The sequence below is a fragment of the Ruegeria sp. BHSA162 genome (genome assembly GCF_059613385.1).
Map to the genome: position 1 here is coordinate 13,476 of NZ_JBXWSK010000039.1, position 17,711 is coordinate 31,186.

At 64.5% G+C, this 17,711-nt stretch carries 16 protein-coding genes; 11 read left to right on the forward strand and 5 right to left on the reverse strand.

The window, feature by feature from the left end:
- Positions 1-94: 94 nt before the first annotated feature.
- On the forward strand, positions 95-565 hold the full coding sequence (locus AC2FM5_RS12155) for a DUF1203 domain-containing protein (protein ID WP_170340942.1): 471 nt from the start codon (positions 95-97) through the stop codon (positions 563-565).
- Here the strand turns inward: AC2FM5_RS12155 and AC2FM5_RS12160 are convergent.
- Positions 555-1,547, reverse strand: coding sequence for an ABC transporter ATP-binding protein (locus AC2FM5_RS12160; RefSeq protein WP_496735814.1), 993 nt, complete (start codon positions 1,545-1,547; stop codon positions 555-557). The genes AC2FM5_RS12155 and AC2FM5_RS12160 overlap by 11 nt on opposite strands.
- Positions 1,548-1,636: 89 nt before the next feature.
- On the opposite strand from AC2FM5_RS12160, the gene AC2FM5_RS12165 reads away from it, so the two are divergent.
- From AC2FM5_RS12165 to polA, 3 genes are all read left to right on the forward strand, one after another.
- Positions 1,637-1,813 carry a zinc-finger domain-containing protein gene (locus AC2FM5_RS12165; RefSeq protein ID WP_005980050.1) on the forward strand — a complete coding sequence of 59 codons (177 nt, stop codon included), beginning with the start codon at positions 1,637-1,639 and terminating at the stop codon, positions 1,811-1,813.
- Between the two features lie 81 nt (positions 1,814-1,894).
- Positions 1,895-2,365 (forward strand): hypothetical protein, encoded by a 471-nt coding sequence (locus AC2FM5_RS12170; protein ID WP_496735816.1) that lies wholly within the window; start codon positions 1,895-1,897, stop codon positions 2,363-2,365.
- A gap of 70 nt (positions 2,366-2,435) precedes the next feature.
- Entirely contained in the window at positions 2,436-5,234 is a 2,799-nt protein-coding gene (gene polA / locus AC2FM5_RS12175) for a DNA polymerase I (RefSeq protein WP_496735818.1), read from the forward strand.
- 49 nt (positions 5,235-5,283) lie between these two features.
- Here the strand turns inward: polA and AC2FM5_RS12180 are convergent, their stop codons facing one another.
- The gene (locus AC2FM5_RS12180; RefSeq protein WP_170340948.1) at positions 5,284-5,514 is read right to left on the reverse strand and encodes a DUF2798 domain-containing protein; all 231 of its coding nucleotides are present in this window, start codon (positions 5,512-5,514) and stop codon (positions 5,284-5,286) included.
- Between the two features lie 76 nt (positions 5,515-5,590).
- Positions 5,591-6,343, reverse strand: a complete 753-nt coding sequence (locus AC2FM5_RS12185; RefSeq protein ID WP_170600375.1) for a hydroxypyruvate isomerase family protein — start codon at positions 6,341-6,343, stop codon at positions 5,591-5,593.
- Between the two features lie 174 nt (positions 6,344-6,517).
- Between AC2FM5_RS12185 and AC2FM5_RS12190 the strand changes: the two genes are divergently transcribed.
- Entirely contained in the window at positions 6,518-7,462 is a 945-nt protein-coding gene (locus AC2FM5_RS12190) for a DMT family transporter (protein WP_496735821.1), read from the forward strand.
- Here the strand turns inward: AC2FM5_RS12190 and AC2FM5_RS12195 are convergent.
- Complete coding sequence (locus tag AC2FM5_RS12195) at positions 7,459-8,034, reverse strand: DUF1285 domain-containing protein (protein ID WP_496735823.1); 576 nt, start codon at positions 8,032-8,034, stop codon at positions 7,459-7,461. The genes AC2FM5_RS12190 and AC2FM5_RS12195 overlap by 4 nt on opposite strands.
- A 65-nt stretch (positions 8,035-8,099) precedes the next feature.
- On the opposite strand from AC2FM5_RS12195, the gene AC2FM5_RS12200 reads away from it, so the two are divergent.
- From AC2FM5_RS12200 to AC2FM5_RS12225, 6 genes are all read left to right on the forward strand, one after another.
- The gene (locus AC2FM5_RS12200) at positions 8,100-9,107 is read left to right on the forward strand and encodes an AAA family ATPase (RefSeq protein ID WP_149774202.1); all 1,008 of its coding nucleotides are present in this window, start codon (positions 8,100-8,102) and stop codon (positions 9,105-9,107) included.
- Positions 9,104-9,979 carry a DUF58 domain-containing protein gene (locus tag AC2FM5_RS12205; protein ID WP_170364591.1) on the forward strand — a complete coding sequence of 292 codons (876 nt, stop codon included), beginning with the start codon at positions 9,104-9,106 and terminating at the stop codon, positions 9,977-9,979. The genes AC2FM5_RS12200 and AC2FM5_RS12205 overlap by 4 nt, the downstream gene beginning before the upstream one ends.
- Positions 9,976-12,738 (forward strand): DUF4159 domain-containing protein, encoded by a 2,763-nt coding sequence (locus AC2FM5_RS12210; RefSeq protein ID WP_496735826.1) that lies wholly within the window; start codon positions 9,976-9,978, stop codon positions 12,736-12,738. Before AC2FM5_RS12205 ends, AC2FM5_RS12210 begins: the two co-directional genes overlap by 4 nt.
- Positions 12,735-14,777, forward strand: coding sequence for a hypothetical protein (locus AC2FM5_RS12215; protein ID WP_496735828.1), 2,043 nt, complete (start codon positions 12,735-12,737; stop codon positions 14,775-14,777). Before AC2FM5_RS12210 ends, AC2FM5_RS12215 begins: the two co-directional genes overlap by 4 nt.
- Positions 14,778-14,849: 72 nt before the next feature.
- On the forward strand, positions 14,850-17,063 hold the full coding sequence (locus AC2FM5_RS12220) for a response regulator (protein WP_496735830.1): 2,214 nt from the start codon (positions 14,850-14,852) through the stop codon (positions 17,061-17,063).
- Between the two features lie 9 nt (positions 17,064-17,072).
- On the forward strand, positions 17,073-17,534 hold the full coding sequence (locus AC2FM5_RS12225; RefSeq protein WP_496735832.1) for a VOC family protein: 462 nt from the start codon (positions 17,073-17,075) through the stop codon (positions 17,532-17,534).
- Here AC2FM5_RS12225 and yaaA read toward each other — a convergent pair.
- On the reverse strand, positions 17,525-17,711 hold a 187-nt coding region (gene yaaA / locus AC2FM5_RS12230), incomplete at its 5' end, for a peroxide stress protein YaaA (RefSeq protein ID WP_496735834.1). The genes AC2FM5_RS12225 and yaaA overlap by 10 nt on opposite strands.

Genomic DNA, 17,711 nt, shown 5'->3' on the forward strand with positions numbered 1-17,711 from the left:
TTCTTTTTCGAGTCCCTGTCTGCATTGCGCAGGAAACGGGTCGTCTGCCCGCGTGTGGCAGGCGCATTGTCAGGGCAACAAAAGGAGACTCGAGATGTTCAAGATCACCGCCCTGCCCACCGACGAAGTACGCGCCTTTCAGGCAGGCGCGCCCGATGCCTACGGACACGCGCCTGAACGCGCGGTATCAACCGGAACCGGAAATCCGTGCCGCCATTGCTTGCAGCACATTCCCGAAGGTGCAGAAATGCTGATTCTGGCCCATCGGCCTTTTGCAGAGACACATCCTTATGCCGAAACGGGGCCGATCTTCCTGTGTGCAAGCCCTTGTGAACGGTATGAAGGGACTGATCTGCCAGAGGTTCTGACCTCATCGCCCGATTATCTGATCAAGGGCTATGGCCGCGATGACCGGATTGTCTACGGTACCGGCGTCGTGACACCCACCGGACGGATCAGCGCGGCGGTGGATGCAATACTTGCCCGCCCCGAGGTGGCCTATATCCATGTACGCTCGGCCCGGAACAACTGCTATCAGGCGCGGATCGACCGGGTCACAGCTTGACCCGGTGCAGACCCCGGCGCGGCTGGTCCTGATCGTCGGCCGGGGCATCGTCGGCGCGCGAGGAGGTGAGGGCAAGGAACACGTCCTCGAGATCGGCCTCTTCGGTGCGCACGTCGCGGATGCGGATGCCGGCCTGGCGGACCGCCTCGAGCACCTGCTCGGCGCTGGTTTCCGGGCTGCGGTAGTGCAGCGCCAGGCTGCCGTCGTCGCGCAGGCTGGCCTGAACGCCGGGGGCGGCGGGCAGGGCGGTTACCGGGGCCTCGGGGGTGATGACCATGGTGCGTCCGTCCATGCGGCCCAGCAGGTTGGCGGTGCTGTCCTGCGCCACCTTCTCGCCGTGGTTGATGATGGCGATCTCGTCGCACATCTCCTGCGCCTCTTCCAGGTAGTGGGTGGTCAGGATGATGGTCATGCCCCGCTGGTTCAGCTTGCGCACATTGGCCCACAGCATCTGGCGCAGTTCGATGTCCACGCCGGCGGTGGGTTCGTCCAGAACCAGGATTTTGGGGTGGTGCACCAGTGCCTTGGCCAGCAGCAGGCGCCGCCGCATCCCGCCTGACAGCGTGCGGGCATAGGCCTCGGCCTTGTCGCTGAGGCCGACCAGTTCGAGGATCTCGTCGCTGCGCCTCTGCGATTTGGGAACGCCATACAGCCCGGCCTGCACCTCGAGCGCGCCGCGGGGAGTAAAGAACGGGTCGAGGTTCAGCTCCTGCGGCATCACTCCGATGGCCGCGCGGGCCTGGCGCGGGTTGCGATCCTGGTCATACCCCCAGATCGTCACCTGGCCCGCGGTCTTGATCACCAACCCCGCCAGGATGTTGATCAGGGTCGATTTGCCGGCGCCGTTCGGCCCCAACAGGCCGAAGACAGACCCGCGCGGGATATCCAGATCGATGCCCTTCAGCGCGTGTTTCTCGGGCTGGCCCTTGCCGCCGCGATAGGTTTTGCGCAGGCCGCGAAGGCTGATCGCTGCATCGGTCATTGCTGGCTCTTGCCCCCGGTTTCCTGATCCCTCATAAACGCACCTAATGCATGCCCGCGAGGCCGACAACCAGTGAAGGATCGCACGCCGTGACAATCGAAGCTCCGGAAACCAAGATCGTCGAGACAAGCCGTGTCGCCTGTGATGGCGGCGAGGGCGCGCTGGGCCATCCGCGCGTCTGGTTGCAGATCCCCGAGGATCAGGGCTGGGTCGAGTGCCCCTATTGCGATTGCAAGTATGTTCTGAAGGACGCACAGCAACACTGATTGCCCGCCCAACCTCGGTCTGCCCAAATCTCGCCGCGATTTTCGCCTAGTGCGTTGGTGTGACCAACGTAGGTGCGAATGATGACCGATATGACTGCTGCTGATACCGGCAATCCGGTTTTTGGTTGGGCCGGGTTTATGCTTGCGGTACTGGCCCTGTTCGCAGCCTTGTTCGTGTTCTGGGCAGGGCCGTTCGCACCGCAGCAATCCACCGGCGTGACGCTGGGCGAACTGGCCGCCGAGTTGGGTAAATCGACCCTGCGGGCCGCCGCGGGGATGGAGCAGCCTGCGCCGGTCGCGCCCACCCGCGATCTGGATGACTTTCTGCAGATCGGCGTCGCCATGCTGGGCGGGTTGGCGATCGTCGTCTCGGTCATCGGCATCCTGCGGCACGAAAAACGCCGCCCGGCCATCGCCGGTTTGGTCATCGGAACGGGCGCGATCCTGTTCCAGTTCTTCGCGATGGCGTTTTTCGCTTTCCTCGGTGCGCTGGTCATCATGGCGCTGCTGAACAGTTTCTCGGATGTTTTCAGCGGTCTGTTTGGCCGCTAGGGCGCGTTCCTGACTGGTCACCCGGCTGCCCCTGTGGCAGAACCGTCCCTGACCGACAGGGAGAGCGCGCATGAGCAAATTCGGAAAAGGCTGCCATCTGCATCTGATCGACGGATCGGCCTTCATCTTTCGCGCCTATCACGCCCTTCCGCCGCTGACGCGGAAATCGGACGGGATGCCGATTGGCGCCGTTTCGGGCTTTTGCAACATGCTGCAGCGTTACGTGGATGGCGACCACGGCCCTGACGCGCCGACCCATCTGGCAGTGATCTTCGACAAGGGCTCGCACACCTTCCGCAATGACATGTACGACCTCTACAAGGCCAACCGCGAGGCGATGCCCGAGGACCTGCGCCCGCAGATCCCGCTGACCCGGCAGGCGACCGAGGCCTTCAATATCGCCTTCAAAGAGCTGGAGGGGTACGAGGCCGACGACATCATCGCCACGCTGGCCTGCCAGGCGCGCCAGGCCGGGGGGCGGGTGACCATCGTCAGCTCGGACAAGGACCTGATGCAGCTGGTGGGCGACGGTGTCGAGATGCTGGATGCCATGAAGAACAAGCGCATCGACCGCGAGGGGGTGTTCGAGAAATTCGGCGTCTACCCCGAGCGCGTCGTCGATGTGCAGGCGCTGGCCGGTGACAGCGTGGACAACGTACCGGGCGCGCCGGGGATCGGGATCAAGACGGCGGCGCTGCTGATCAACGAGTTCGGCGATCTGGAGACGCTGCTGGACCGCGCCGAGGAGATCAAGCAACCCAAGCGCCGCGAAACCCTGATCGAGAAACGAGATCAGATCGAGTTGTCGAAGAGGCTGGTGCAGCTGGATTGCGAAACACCGCTGGACTTCACGCTGGATGATCTGGAACTGCGCGATCCCGATCCGGACAAGCTGATGGAGTTTCTGGCCGAGATGGAGTTCCGCACTCTGACCAAGCGGATCGCCGACAAGCTGGGCGTCGAACCGCCGGTGATCGCGGATACTCCGGCGCAGGCGGCAGATGAGCCGCAGGCCGAGGACATTCCGTTCGATGCCAGCAAATACGAATGCGTGCGCGATGCGGCCGCGCTGCGGAAATGGATCGATCAGGCCAATGAGCGCGGCTGGCTGGCCGTGGACACCGAGACCACGGGCCTGAACGAAATGATCGCCGATCTGGTCGGCATCTCGCTGTGCATCGAGCCGGGCGAGGCCTGTTACATCCCGCTGACCCACCGCGATGGGTCCAGCGACGACCTGTTCGGCTCGGACGCGCTGGCCGAGGGGCAGATGCCGCTGGACGAGGCGCTGGAGATGCTCAAGCCGGTGCTTGAGGACCCGTCGATCCTGAAGGTCGGGCAGAACATGAAATATGACGCCAAGATATTTGCGCGCTATGGCGTGGATGTGGCCCCGATCGACGACACGATGCTGATGTCCTATGCCATGCATGCGGGCGAGCATGGGCATGGAATGGACACGCTGTCCGAACGCTATCTGGGCCATACGCCGATCCCGATCAAACCGCTGCTGGGGTCGGGCAAATCGGCGATTACCTTCGACAAGGTGCCGATCGACGAGGCCACCGCCTATGCCGCCGAGGATGCCGACATCACCCTGCGTCTGTGGAAGCTGTTCAAGCCGCAGCTGCACCGGGTTCAGGTGACCACCGTCTATGAAACGCTCGAGCGCCCCCTTGTGCCGGTTCTGGCCGAGATGGAGATGCATGGCATCAAGGTCGACCGCGACGTGCTGAGCCGTATGTCGAACGCGTTTGCCCAGAAAATGGCTGGTTTAGAGGCTGAAATCCACGAGCTGGCCGGAGAAACCTTCAACGTCGGCTCGCCCGCGCAGCTGGGCGAGATCCTGTTCGACAAGATGGGTCTGGAAGGCGGCAAGAAGGGCAAGACCGGCAAGTATTCGACCGGTGCCGACGTGCTGGAAGATCTGGCGACCGAGCATGAACTGCCGCGCCGGGTTCTGGACTGGCGGCAACTGTCCAAGCTGAAATCGACCTATACCGACGCGCTGCAGACCCATATCAACCCCGACACGGGGCGGGTGCATACATCCTATGCCATCACCGGGGCGAACACGGGGCGTCTGGCTTCGACCGACCCCAACCTGCAGAACATCCCGGTGCGCACCGAAGAAGGCCGCCGCATTCGCGAGGCTTTCATCGCCGAGCCGGGCAATGTGCTGGTGTCGCTCGATTATTCACAGATCGAGCTGCGCATCCTGGCGCATATCGCCGACATTCCGGCCTTGAAACAGGCCTTTGCCGACGGGCTGGACATTCACGCCATGACCGCGTCGGAAATGTTCGACGTGCCGCTGGACGAGATGACGCCCGAGATCCGCCGCAAGGCCAAGGCGATCAATTTCGGCGTGATCTACGGCATTTCGGGCTTTGGTCTGGCGCGCAACCTGCGCATTCCGCGGGCCGAGGCGCAGGGCTTCATCGACCGATATTTCGAACGCTTCCCGGGCATCCGGCGCTACATGGATGACACCATCGCGTTTGCCAAAGAGCATGGCTATGTGCAGACCCTGTTCGGGCGCAAGATCCACACGACAGAAATCAATGCCAAGGGGCCGCATGCGGGGTTTGCCCGCCGGGCGGCGATCAACGCGCCGATCCAGGGCACAGCGGCGGACGTGATCCGCCGGGCGATGGTGCGGATGCCCGAGGCGATCGACGGGCTGCCGGCCAAGATGCTGCTGCAAGTGCACGACGAACTGCTGTTCGAAGTGGCCGAGGACACGGTGGACAAGACCATCGAGATCGCGCGCGACGTGATGGAGAACGCGCCCGATACGGCGGTGAAGCTGGACGTGAAACTGACGGTGGATGCGGGCAAAGGCGCCAACTGGGCCGAGGCGCATTAGGCAAGCGCCGTGCCGCTCTTCAGGCCCGGCGGGCCATCTTCGCGGCAGGTCAGGCCTCGGGCCTGACCAACAGCGCGACCAGCCGCCGGGTCAGCGGGGCCATGACCAGAACCACCGCAAACGCCACCGGCCAGCTGATGCTCCACGCGCCCATCCAGCTGGCAAAGGTCTCGGGGCCAAGCCCGATCTCTTTGACCGTTGCGATGCAGGTCACGATGCAGGACATCAGCCCCGACAGGATCAATCCGAACAGGACGGGGGCAAAGCGGGCGGGGATCATGCGGCTGTTCCTCTACTGAATTGCCGCTTCGTATGCGATATCCAAGATGTGATTTCCAGTGCGCAGGTGCACAGGCCTATCGCATCCAGTGCAGAGAGGCGTCGGTGCGCCGCGTCGAGGGCGTGTATTCGGCGCTGACCCAGCCATCATAGCCGCTGTCGTCGATCGCTGCGAACAACGCGGGGAAATCGGTCTCGTCCCGGCCAGGTTCCGACCGGTCGGGGGCCGATCCGATCTGAACATGTACGATCCGGCCGCGGAATCTGTCCCAGACGGCCTGCGCATCGCCATGGATCATCCGCGCATGAAAGCTGTCGAACTGCAGGCCCACATTCGGACGGTCGATCCGGTCCAGGCACGCGGCGGCCAGATCATAGTCGTTGAGGAAGTATCCGGGCTGCGAGACCGGGTTCAGCGGTTCGATCGTGAACCGTTGATGCGGCGCAAAATCCGCAGCCCATTGCAGATTGCGCACAAAACAGTCCCGTGCGTCCGCCCCCGAGGCATAGCCCGCCATCACGTGGATCAAACCGGGCTTCAGCGCCTCGGCATAGCGCAGGACGCGCCGGATGTCGGACTGGAACCGCCCTTCGCCCCCCGGAACAGCCGCATAGCCCGGCTGGCCGCCGGTATAGTTGGGCGGCGGCGCGTTGATCAGCACCAAGTCCAGACCGTTGGTCATCAATGCGCGGCGTGTTTCCTTGGCCGCCAGGTCATAGGGAAACAGGATCTCGACTGCCTTGAACCCGGCATCCGCGGCCGCCTTGAACCGGTCGAGGTAAGGCAGCTCGGCAAAGAGCAGCGAGATATTGGCGGCAAATCGGGGCATTGTCCTCTCGGTCCGATGGCGTGCTGACCTTAGTCGTGGGCGGCGCGCAGAGAAAGGGTTTGAAAACGACAATATGTCGAAAATCGGCCAGACCGGCGCGGGCCGAATGTGAAGGGTCGGGGTATTGCAGCGAATCATTTTCGTGGCGCTGCACCAACAAAAGGATTGAAACCGATGGCGATGAGTCCGGACCCCGTTCGCGGGCCCAGTTTCGCTGTGCCCGGTGCGCGGCAATCCGCCTTGTCCGGAAACGGGTTGGCGGTGGCGTCGATGCTGGCCTGGGCGGCCGGATTCCCGGCGGCCGAAATCCTGCTGCAGACCTGGCCGCCGGTTGCCTTGCTGGCCGCGCGGCTGATGCTGGCGGTGGCCGTGATGATTCCGATCTGGCTGTGGATCGATGGCGCGGATGCGGTGCTGCGGGCGCGCTGGGCCCATGCGATGAGAGTGGGCGGGTTTGGACTTGGCTTGGGCATGTTCCTGATCATCCTGGCGCAGAAACTGACCGATCCCGTGACCGTTGCCATCATCGCGTCCTGCGCGCCCTTGATTGCGACACTGCTCGAGTTGGCCGCGGGAACGCGCAGATTGCGCTGGAACTTCGCGCTGGGGGTTGCTGTTTCGATCATCGGCGGCCTGATCGCAACCAGCGCGGTGGCGCCGGCCCAGCTGGGGTTGGGTGCGCTCTGCGCCATCGCCTCGACCGCGCTGTTCTGCTGGGCCAGCATGGCGACCGCGCGGGACTTCCCGGACCTCAGCCAAACCGGACGTACCACGATCACGCTGATCGGCGGCACGTTCATGGCCGGCGCGCTGTTCTATATGTCGAGCGTCCTCGGACTGGAAGTCTGGCCATCGTCGCCGATCGACCCGCAGCAGGCAGGAATGCTGGCGATCTACGCCGTGATCTCTCTCGGCCTCAGCCAGGTCCTGTTCATCGCTTCGATCGGCCGGCTGGGTGTTGCTCTGGCGTCATTCCACATCAATGTGGCACCGTTCTACGTGATGCTCATCATGGTGGTTCTGGGTTCGGAGTGGAACTGGACCCGGGCGCTGGGTGCCGGAGTCGTGGCGCTGGCGGTTGTCCTTGCGCAAGACCGTCCCGCAAGACGGGTTGCCTAAGGCGCGTCCTCGGCGCGACCCAAGACAAAGAACTGCCCGCCGGACCAGACCCCGACCTGCCCGGCGCGTTCCGTCGCAATGTCCACAAGGCGATAGAAACTCTTGCGGTCGATCCGCGCCTCGAGGTTCGATCGCACCAATATATAGGGTCTGGGCTCGTTTGTTTCCGGGTCGATGGCAACCCGTATCGGGTGATCCGGACCCGCCGACACCGTATCGCCGACATTGGTGGTAAAGGTCAGAACCTGATCCTCGTCCGCGCCGGTCCGGTCGAAATCGACCGCCACAAACGGCGCGTCTTCGACCGTGATGCCGACCTTTTCGACCGGGGTGACCAGAAAATAGGCGTCCCATTCTTTCTTAAGAATTGAGGAAAAAAGCTTCACAAGCTCGAACCGGGTGATGGGCGACCCTAGGTAGTACCAGGTGCCATCGCGCGCGATGCGCATGTCCAGATCGCCGCAGAACGGAGGATTCCAGCTGTCGACAGGGGGCAGACCCCGCGGTTTGGCCGCCTTGACCGAGGCCGCCAGACCCTCAGGGGACGGTTTCACAGGATTTTGTCCGCTCATTGTTTTTGCCATTTCCTCTCAGCGCGATACACTTCAACCATAATAAGTCCACGGAAGGGAAAGTCATGACCGAACCTGCCGACCTCGTCTCCGAGATCGAAGCGCTGGAAGAGAAACTGCAACAGGCCAAATCCTCGATCACCCGCCGCTTCATCGGGCAGGAGAGGGTCGTCGACCTGACGCTGACGGCGCTGCTGTGTGGCGGTCATGCCCTGCTGATCGGGCTGCCGGGCCTGGGCAAGACGCGGCTGGTCGAAACCTTGTCCACCGTCATGGGCCTGCATGGCAACCGCATCCAGTTCACGCCGGACCTGATGCCGGCCGACATTCTGGGGTCCGAGGTTCTGGACACCGCCGAGGATGGCAGCCGCCATTTCCGATTCATTCCCGGCCCGATCTTCTGTGAACTCTTGATGGCGGACGAGATCAACCGCGCCAGCCCGCGCACCCAGTCGGCGCTGCTGCAGGCGATGCAGGAACGCACGGTGACCGTCGCGGGCGAGGATCGCGCGCTGGGCGTGCCGTTCCATGTGCTTGCCACCCAGAACCCGATCGAACAGGAGGGCACCTATCCGCTGCCCGAGGCGCAGCTTGACCGTTTCCTGGTGCAGATCGACGTTAACTATCCCGACCGCCAGACCGAGCGTGACATCCTGCTGGCCACCACCGGCGTGGCCGAGGAAGAGGCGCACCAGATCTTCACCAAAGAAGAATTGCTGGCCGCGCAGGTTCTGCTGCGCCGGATGCCGGTGGGCGAGTCGGTTGTCGAACTGATCCTCGATCTGGTGCGCGCGTTCCGCCCCGAAGAACCCGGCGTGTCCGAGCGCGTGTCCGAGACCGTCGCCTGGGGCCCCGGTCCGCGCGCGGCGCAGGCGCTGATGATGACGGTGCGGGCGCGGGCGATGCTGCAGGGCCGGCTGGCCCCCAATGCCGAAGACGTGCTGGACATGGCGCGCCCGGTGCTCAGCCACCGGATGGCGCTGAACTTCGCCGCGCGGGCGCGGGGTGACAGCCTGGCCGACCTGATCGAAACCACCGCGGCCGGGCTTGTCCGGGCTGAGGCGGCGGCGTGAACGCGGCCCGCACCCTTCGCGAAAGATCCGAGGCCGAGGCGTCCCGGCTGCCGCCGCTGTTGGCGCGGGCCGAACACCTGGCCGGAACCGTGCTGCTGGGCGATCACGGCCGGCGGCGTTCGGGGTTGGGCGATGATTTCTGGCAATATCGACCGGCCCAGATCGGCGACAGCCGGCGGATGATCGACCATCGGCGCTCGGCCCGCGGCGATCAACAATATGTGCGCGAACGCGAATGGCAGATCGCGCAGTCGATCATGCTGTGGGTCGATCAGGGCGCCTCGATGCGCTTTGCGTCCGATAAATCCCTGCCCACCAAGGCCGACCGGGCGCGTTTGCTGGGGCTGGCCACGGCGATCCTGCTGGTGCGCGGGGGCGAGCGTGTGGGCCTGACGGGAACCACCCTGCCGCCCCGGCGCGGCAATGCCCAGATCATCCGGCTGGCGCAGGCCTTGTCCGAAGATACCGAGGCCGATTATGCCCCGCCCGAGCACCGCGCCATGATTCCCCATGCCCGCGCCGTGTTCATGTCTGACTTCCTCGGCCCGCTGGACGAGGTCGAACTGGCCCTGACCAAGGCCGCCGACCGCGGCGTGCGCGGTGTGCTGCTGCAGGTTCTGGACCCGGGCGAGGAGAACTTTCCCTATCGCGGGCGCACCATCTTCGAAAGCGTCGGCGGGACGGTCCGGCACGAGACACTGAAGGCGGGCGACCTGCGAGAGCGGTATCTGGCGCGGCTGGCGCGGCGCAAGGATGACCTGACGCGCCTGTGCCGGGTGACCGGCTGGCAGCTGGGCCTGCACCATACGGGCGACAGCGCGCAGGCGGCCCTATTGTGGCTCTATCGTGCGCTGGACGGAGGGGCGCGATGACGGTTCTGGCGGGCATCGGCTTTACCGCGCCATGGGTGTTGCTGGGTCTGCTGACCCTGCCGATCCTGTGGCTGATCCTGCGCGCCGTGCCGCCCGCGCCGATCCGCCGGCTGTTCCCGGCGGTGACCCTCTTGCTGGGCCTGAAGGACGACGAGAGTGTATCCGACCGCACCCCGTGGTGGCTGCTTCTGCTGCGGATGCTGGCGGCAGCGGCGATCATCATTGGTCTGGCCGGCCCGGTGCTGAACCCGTCGCGCGACCAAACCGGATCGGGGCCGCTGCTGCTGGTGCTGGATGCCAGCTGGGCCGGGGCCACGCGCTGGCCCGCCACGCTGGAGCAGATCGACGCGCAGCTGACCGAAGCCGGGCGGGCCGGGCGCCCGGTGTCGATTCTGCGACTGACCGAGCCGGAACCGCCGGTTTTCCAGGCCGCCGAAGCCTGGCGCAACCGCCTGCCCGGGCTGGTTCCTCAGCCATGGCAGCCGGACGCGGCGCAGATCGAACAGGCGCTGGCCGACCTGTCGGCGGTCGAGGGCGGGTTCGACACGCACTGGTTCACCGACAAGCTGGACTATCCGGGCCGTGAAACCCTGCTGTCTGCACTTCAGGCGCGGGGCGCGGTCACGATCTATCGCGCGGCGGCGCCGATCCTGGCGCTGCGGCCGGCCACCTATCAGGACGGGGCGATCCGGCTGACCGCGGTGCGCGCCACACCCGGTCCGGCGCAGACCGTCACCATCAATGCGCAGGGGCGCGACCCTGCGGGCGTGATGCGCCTGCTGCAATCGGTCGAGGTCAGCTTTGACAGCGGCGCGACCCAGGCGCAGGCCGATCTGGCGTTGCCGTCCGAACTGCGCGCCCGCATCACTCGGTTCGAGCTGCAGGGCCAGCGGTCGGCCGGGGCGGTGTCGCTGACCGATGACAGCCTGCGCCGGCGCGAGGTCGCCCTGATCGCCGGAACCGTCAATCGCGAGGGGCTGGAGCTGTTGTCGCCGCTGCACTACCTGACGCAGGTGCTGATCCCCACCGCCGATTTCGTCGAGGGCGGGCTGACCGAGGTTCTGCCCGCCAACCCGGATGTGATCGTGCTGGCCGATGTGGCCAAGCTGACCCCCAGCGAACAGGCCGGTTTGGTCGAATGGGTCGAACAGGGCGGGCTGTTGCTGCGCTTTGCCGGTCCGCACATGGCAGGCAGCGATCTGGGCCGCGATGCCGAAGACACGTTGCTGCCGGTGCGGCTGCGCAGCGGTGGCCGCTCGGTCGGCGGCGCGATGAGCTGGGGCGAAGCCAAGGGGCTGGCGCCTTTCCAGGAAGGCTCGCCCTTTTACGGGTTGCGCATTCCAGACGACGTGACCGTCAGCACCCAGGTGATGGCGCAGCCCGACCCGAACCTGGCCGACCGGGTGATCGCCGCGCTGTCGGATGGCACCCCGCTGGTGACGCGCAAGCCACTGGGCCTGGGTCAGGTGGTGCTGTTCCACGTCACCGCCGATGCCGAATGGTCGACTCTGCCGCTGTCGGGCCTGTTCGTCGAAATGCTGGACCGGCTGGCCGTGGCCTCGGCCGCCAAGACGCGGCAGGTCGAACAGCTGCAAGGCACCACGTGGGAGCCGATTCAGGTGATGGACGGGTTCGGAACCCTGTCTGATGCGGGCAATCTGGCCGGTGTCGATGGCCCTGCGCTGATATCCGGCGCCCTTGGCCCCGACTTGCGCCCGGGTCTGTATGAAAGCGGCAAGCAGAAACTGGCCCTGAACGTGCTCACCGAGGACAGCACGCTGCGCCCGATAAGTTGGCCTGCGGATGTGCCGATCAAGGGGCAGGAGGTCAGTGCCGAGACGCCGATCGGGGGTCTGCTGCTGAGCCTGGCCCTGATCCTGCTGGCGGTTGACGTCGTGGCCTCGCTGGCGCTGTCGGGGCGTCTGGGGCTGGCGCGGGCGGCGGCGGTGGCGCTGAGCGCGGTTCTGATCGCACCGCAGGCGCAGGCGCAGACGCCCGACGAGACGGAGTTCGCTCTGCAGGCAACCAAGGAATTGGTACTGGCCCATGTACTGACCGGCAATGCCCAGATTGACGACGTCGCCCATGCCGGGCTGCGCGGCCTGTCGCAAACTCTGTTTTATCGCACGTCCGTCGAACCGGCCGAGCCTATGGGCGTGGACCTCGAACGTGATGAACTGGCCTTCTTCCCGCTGCTCTACTGGCCGATCACGCCGGATCAGCCCCAGCCTTCGGCCGAAGCTTATGCCAAGCTGAATGGATATCTGCGGTCGGGCGGGATGATCCTGTTTGACACGCGGGACGCCAACATCGCCGGGTTTGGCGCCTCGAGCCCCAATGGCCGCAAGCTGCAGCAACTGGCTGCTCCGCTGAATATCCCTGCGTTGGAGCCTGTTCCGCGCGATCACGTCCTGACCCGCGCGTTCTACCTGTTGCAGGATTTCCCCGGCCGCTTTGCCGGAACCGAGGTCTGGGTCGAGGCCGCGCCGCTGGACGCCGAACAGATCGAAGGCATGCCCTTCCGCAACCTCAACGACAATGTCACCCCGGTGGTGATCGGTGGCAACGACTGGGCCGGGGCCTGGGCAATCGACCGGAACGGGCAGGCGCTGCTGCCGGTCGGGCGCGGCTATGCCGGAGAACGCCAGCGCGAGCTGGCCAATCGGTTCGGCGTCAACCTGGTCATGCACGTGCTGACCGGGAACTACAAATCCGATCAGGTGCACGTGCCTGCTCTGCTTGACAGGTTGGGCCAATGACCGGTTCCGTCATCTTTGACCCGCTGATCCCGTGGCCCCTTCTGGTGGTCATCGGTTCGATCGCTTTGGCCGCGACGGTTCTGGCGCTGTGGCGCGGGCTGTCAGGTTGGGCGTTGCGCGGACTGGCCGCGCTGGTGCTGTTGGCAGCCTTGTCCGGCCCGGTCTACCAGATCGAGGACCGCGCCCCGCTGACCGACATCGTGTTGATGATCGAGGATGAAAGCGCCAGCCAGACCCTGTCGGACCGCGCCGAACAGACCGCGCAGACCGCCGAGGCCCTGGCCGCCGAGATCGAGGCCCGCGACAACACCGAACTGCGCCGCATCACCGTGGGCGACGGCGACGGAGACGAAGGTACCCAGGTGATGGCGGCGCTGAATGCCGCGCTGGCCGAGGAACCGCGCGCCCGGATCGCCGGAATTCTGGTCCTGTCGGACGGAATTGTGCATGACGTCGATCAGGCCCCCGACCTGCCGGCGCCGATGCACCTGTTGCAGACCGGTCGCGCGCAGGACTGGGACCGCCGCCTGATCGTGCGTAATGCGCCGGCCTTTGCCATCATCGACGAGCCCGTCACTCTGACCTTGCGGGTCGAAGACAGTGGCGCGGTGCCCGCCGGTCCGGCGTCCGCCCCGCTCGAGATTGCGGTGGACGGGGGCGAGCCGCAGCAATTCAGTATCCCGATCGGTGTGGATGTCGAGCTGCCGGTGACCCTGCCCCATGGCGGGCGCAACGTCATCCAGTTCACGGTTCCGCAGGCCGACGGCGAACTGACCGACCGCAACAACACCGCCTTGATCCAGATGAACGGCGTGCGCGATCGGCTTCGGGTTCTGTTGGTCTCGGGCGAGCCGCATCCGGGCGGGCGAACCTGGCGCAATCTGCTGAAATCCGACAGCTCGGTCGATCTGGTGCATTTCACCATCTTGCGCCCACCCGAGAAACAGGACGGGGTTTCGGTGGACGAACTGTCGCTGATCGCATTCCCCACGCGCGAGTTGTTTCTGGAGAAGATCAACGATTTCGACCTGATCATCTTTGACCGCTACAAGCGGCGCGGCATCCTGCCCGCGATCTATCTGGACAACGTGACCAACTACATCAATGACGGCGGTGCGGTGCTGATTGCGGCCGGGCCTGACTTTGCCACCGCCGACAGCATCTTCCGCTCGCCCCTGTCTGCGATCCTGCCGGCGCAACCCTCGGCCCGGGTCATCGAAGAACGCTACGTGCCCACGGTGACAGACCTGGGCCAGCGTCATCCGGTGACCGCCGATCTGGGTGAGACGGGCGACTGGGGCGCATGGCTGCGGCAGATCGACGTGAAACAGCGCTCGGGTGAATTGTTGATGACCGGCGTCGACGACCGTCCGCTGCTGGTGCTGGACCGTGTGGGGGAAGGGCGCGTGGCGTTGCTGGCCTCGGACCACGCCTGGCTGTGGAGCCGTGGCTACGAGGGCGGTGGCCCGCAGTTGGAACTGCTGCGCCGCCTTGCCCACTGGATGATGAAAGAGCCCGAGCTTGAAGAAGAGGCGCTGTGGGCAGAGGCCAACGGGCAGTCAATGCGCATCATCCGCCAGACCCTGAACGAAGAGGTGGGCCCCGTCACGGTCACCCGACCCAATGGCGACACGCTTGAAGTGCCCTTGCGCGAATTGTCCCCCGGTCGGTTCGAGGCGCAGTATTTCGGCCCTGAAATTGGGCTTTATCGCCTGCAGGAAGGTGAGCTGTCCTCGGTCATCGGCCTTGGCCCTGCGGCGCCGCGGGAATTCGAACGCACCATCGCAACAGCCGAAATCCTTGAACCGGTCATGGCCGGGATGCGCGGCGGGGTGATCCGGGTCGAGGACGGGCTGCCGGCAATCCGCAACGTGCGCGCCGGGCGTCCTGCGGCCGGGCGTGGCTGGATCGGTCTGACCCCGCGCGAGGCATATGAAACCCGTGACGTGACCCAGGCCGGACTGTTGCCTCCCTGGCTGGTGCTGCTGCTGGCGGGTGGCTTCCTGCTGGCGGGCTGGCTGCGCGAAGGACGGCGCTGACCGGCCTTTGGTCTTAAACAGATTTTCACGGTCTGCGGGAATGCTGATCCCGAACCGACCGGGAAGATGACCATGAGTCTTGCAGAAAAACTGGCACAGGAACGGCGGGCGCGTCTGGCCGCCGAACGCTTGCTTGCACTCAAGCAGAGTGAACTGTCCGAGGCCAATCGCAAGCTGGGCGAATATGCGATGGCCCTGACCAAACGTATCGGCGAGACCGAGGCCGAGGTCGAATCCGTGCGTGGCGAGAATGAAAAGGTCAAATCGGACCTGACCGTTGCAAATGCCAAGATCGAAGTGGCCGAGCGCCGCCTCTGGCACTCGATCCAGACGATCCAGGACGGTTTCGCCTTCTTCGACGGCAGTGATCGGTTGATCAGCGCAAATACGGCCTATCTGAGCGTGTTCGAAGGACTGGACGAGGTCGCGCCCGGGATTTCATACCCCCGCATTCTTGATCTGCTGACCACAGAGGGCATCATCGATATCGGGTCGGAACCGGCCGAGGCGTGGAAAACCCGCATGATGCGCCGCTGGACCCGGATCAACCCGCCGCCCGAAGTGATCCAGCTGTGGAATGGGCAATATATCAAGCTGATCGACCAGCGCGGCCAGGGTGGCGATGTGGTCAGTCTGGCCCTGAACATCACGGCCTCGGTCCAGCATGAGGCGCAACTGCAAGCCGCGCGCGAAAAGGCCGAGGCCGCCAACCGGGCCAAGTCGGCTTTCCTTGCCAATATGAGTCATGAGATCCGGACCCCGATGAACGGCATCGTCGGGATGACCGACCTGCTGTCGGAAACCCCTCTGAATGAGGAGCAGAGGCTTTATGTCGAGACGATCCGCAATTCGGGGGACGCGCTGCTGGTCATCATCAATGACGTTCTGGACTATTCCAAGATCGAAGCGGACAAGCTTGTGCTGCATCCCGAGGATTTCGATCTTGAGCGTTGCATCCTCGAAGTTGCGATGCTGCTGCAGCCCACGGTGCGCGACAAGGGGCTGACCTTGCTGGTCGACTATGACCTGTTCCTGCCGACGCTGTTCGTGGGCGATCCAGGCCGGGTGCGTCAGGTGCTGACCAATCTGGTGGGCAACGCGGTCAAATTCACCGCCCATGGCCATGTTCTGACCCGGGTCACCGGAGTACCGCATGCCGATCAGAAGACCTGCGACATCCATATTGCAATCGAAGACACCGGAATCGGCATCGAAGCGGACAAGATCGAGCACATCTTTGGCGAGTTCAATCAGGTTGAAAACGAAAAGACCCGCGCCTTTGACGGCACTGGCCTTGGTCTGGCCATCACCAAACGCCTGATTACCTTGATGGGTGGCTCGATCTGGGTCGAGAGCGAGGCCGGCAAGGGATCGTGCTTTGGGTTCCGCATCACGCTGCCCACCGCCGAAGGCCCTCAACCGGCTCCGCCTGCCTTGGCGGACAGGCTGAAACATGTCCTCGTGGTCGAGGATCTGGCGGTCAATCGGGCCATTCTGAACAAGCAGCTGCGGCGTTTGGGGGCCGAGGTGACGGTTTGCGCCACAGGCACCGAAGCGCTGAGGGCGGTGGAAGCGTCGATCGACCTGATCCTTTGCGATCACGATCTGCCTGACATGGACGGGCTGGATTTGGCGGAAACTCTGCGCAAGCGAGGCTGGTCCGACGTTCCGATCGTGCTGATGTCCGCAAACCCGGCCATCGTGCACGCCGATCCGAACCATCGGCTGATACAAGGGGTGGTTCAGAAACCGATCCCACGGGCCGAGCTGTTCTCGCGGCTTCAGGCGCTGGGCGCCGCTGTGTTGCCTGCGCCTGTTTCCCCGCCCTGCCGCGCGGAGCCGGCCCAATCGTCCGGCGGAAACACGAAGCTGCGCAAGATGCGGGTTCTGGCCGCCGAGGACAATCGCACCAACCAGTTGATCCTGAGCAAGATGACCAAGGATCTGAACATAGACCTCAAGCTGGTGGCCAACGGGCTTGAGGCTGTTGAAGCCTTTTCGGAATTCGCGCCGGACCTGATCCTCATGGACATCTCGATGCCCAAGATGGACGGAAAGCAGGCCACGGGTGAGATCCGTAGACGCGAAATCGGCACAGGGCAGCATGTGCCGATCGTGGCGCTGACCGCTCATGCCTTGGCGGGTGACGAGCACAGCATCCTAGCGGCCGGGCTGGATCACTACCTGACGAAACCGCTTCAGAAGAAGCTGATTTGCGAGATGATCCAGTCCAACTGCCCGACGGATGCGCAACCCGTCATTGTCGCGCCGGCCGGTGCGGTCTAGGCTGTCGCTATGTCACAGGAACGAGGTTTTCGCCCCCGCGCTTTGGGTGAACTAGCAATACGCTGCGCCGACATGGCAGCGATGGTCGATTTCTATGAAAACGTCATCGGGCTGACCCGCCTGCATGGCGGTCATGACAGCGCCATCACATTCTTTCGGATTGCGGAAGGGTTCGAAGGACACACACAAGTTCTGGCGCTGTTTCACCATGGGGCAGCGCCGCGGCCGGGTTTGCACCCCACCGGTGCCGACAAACCCATGACCGGGGCGCAATCGTCGTTGCACCATATCGCCTTGTCTCTACCTTTTGCGGAACAGGAGGCCGTCATGCGCTGGTATGATCAAATCGGCCAGCCCTATCGCGTCGAACGGTTCGGCTGGATCGGTTGGCGCGGCGTATTCACCACGGACCCCGAGGGCAACACGGTCGAGCTGGTGGCGTATGATGCCTCGATGTTGGGTCAGGCCTGATAGGGGCGCACGAATACCGGTTTGTCCGGTTCCGACAACTCAGACCGATACACATAGCCGCCGGTGTCGAAATCCCGCAGGCCCGCAGGGTCGGTCAGCCGGTGCTGGATGATGTACCGCGCCATCGAGCCGCGAGCCTTTTTGGCGAAGAAGCTGACGATCTTCGGTGCGCCGTCC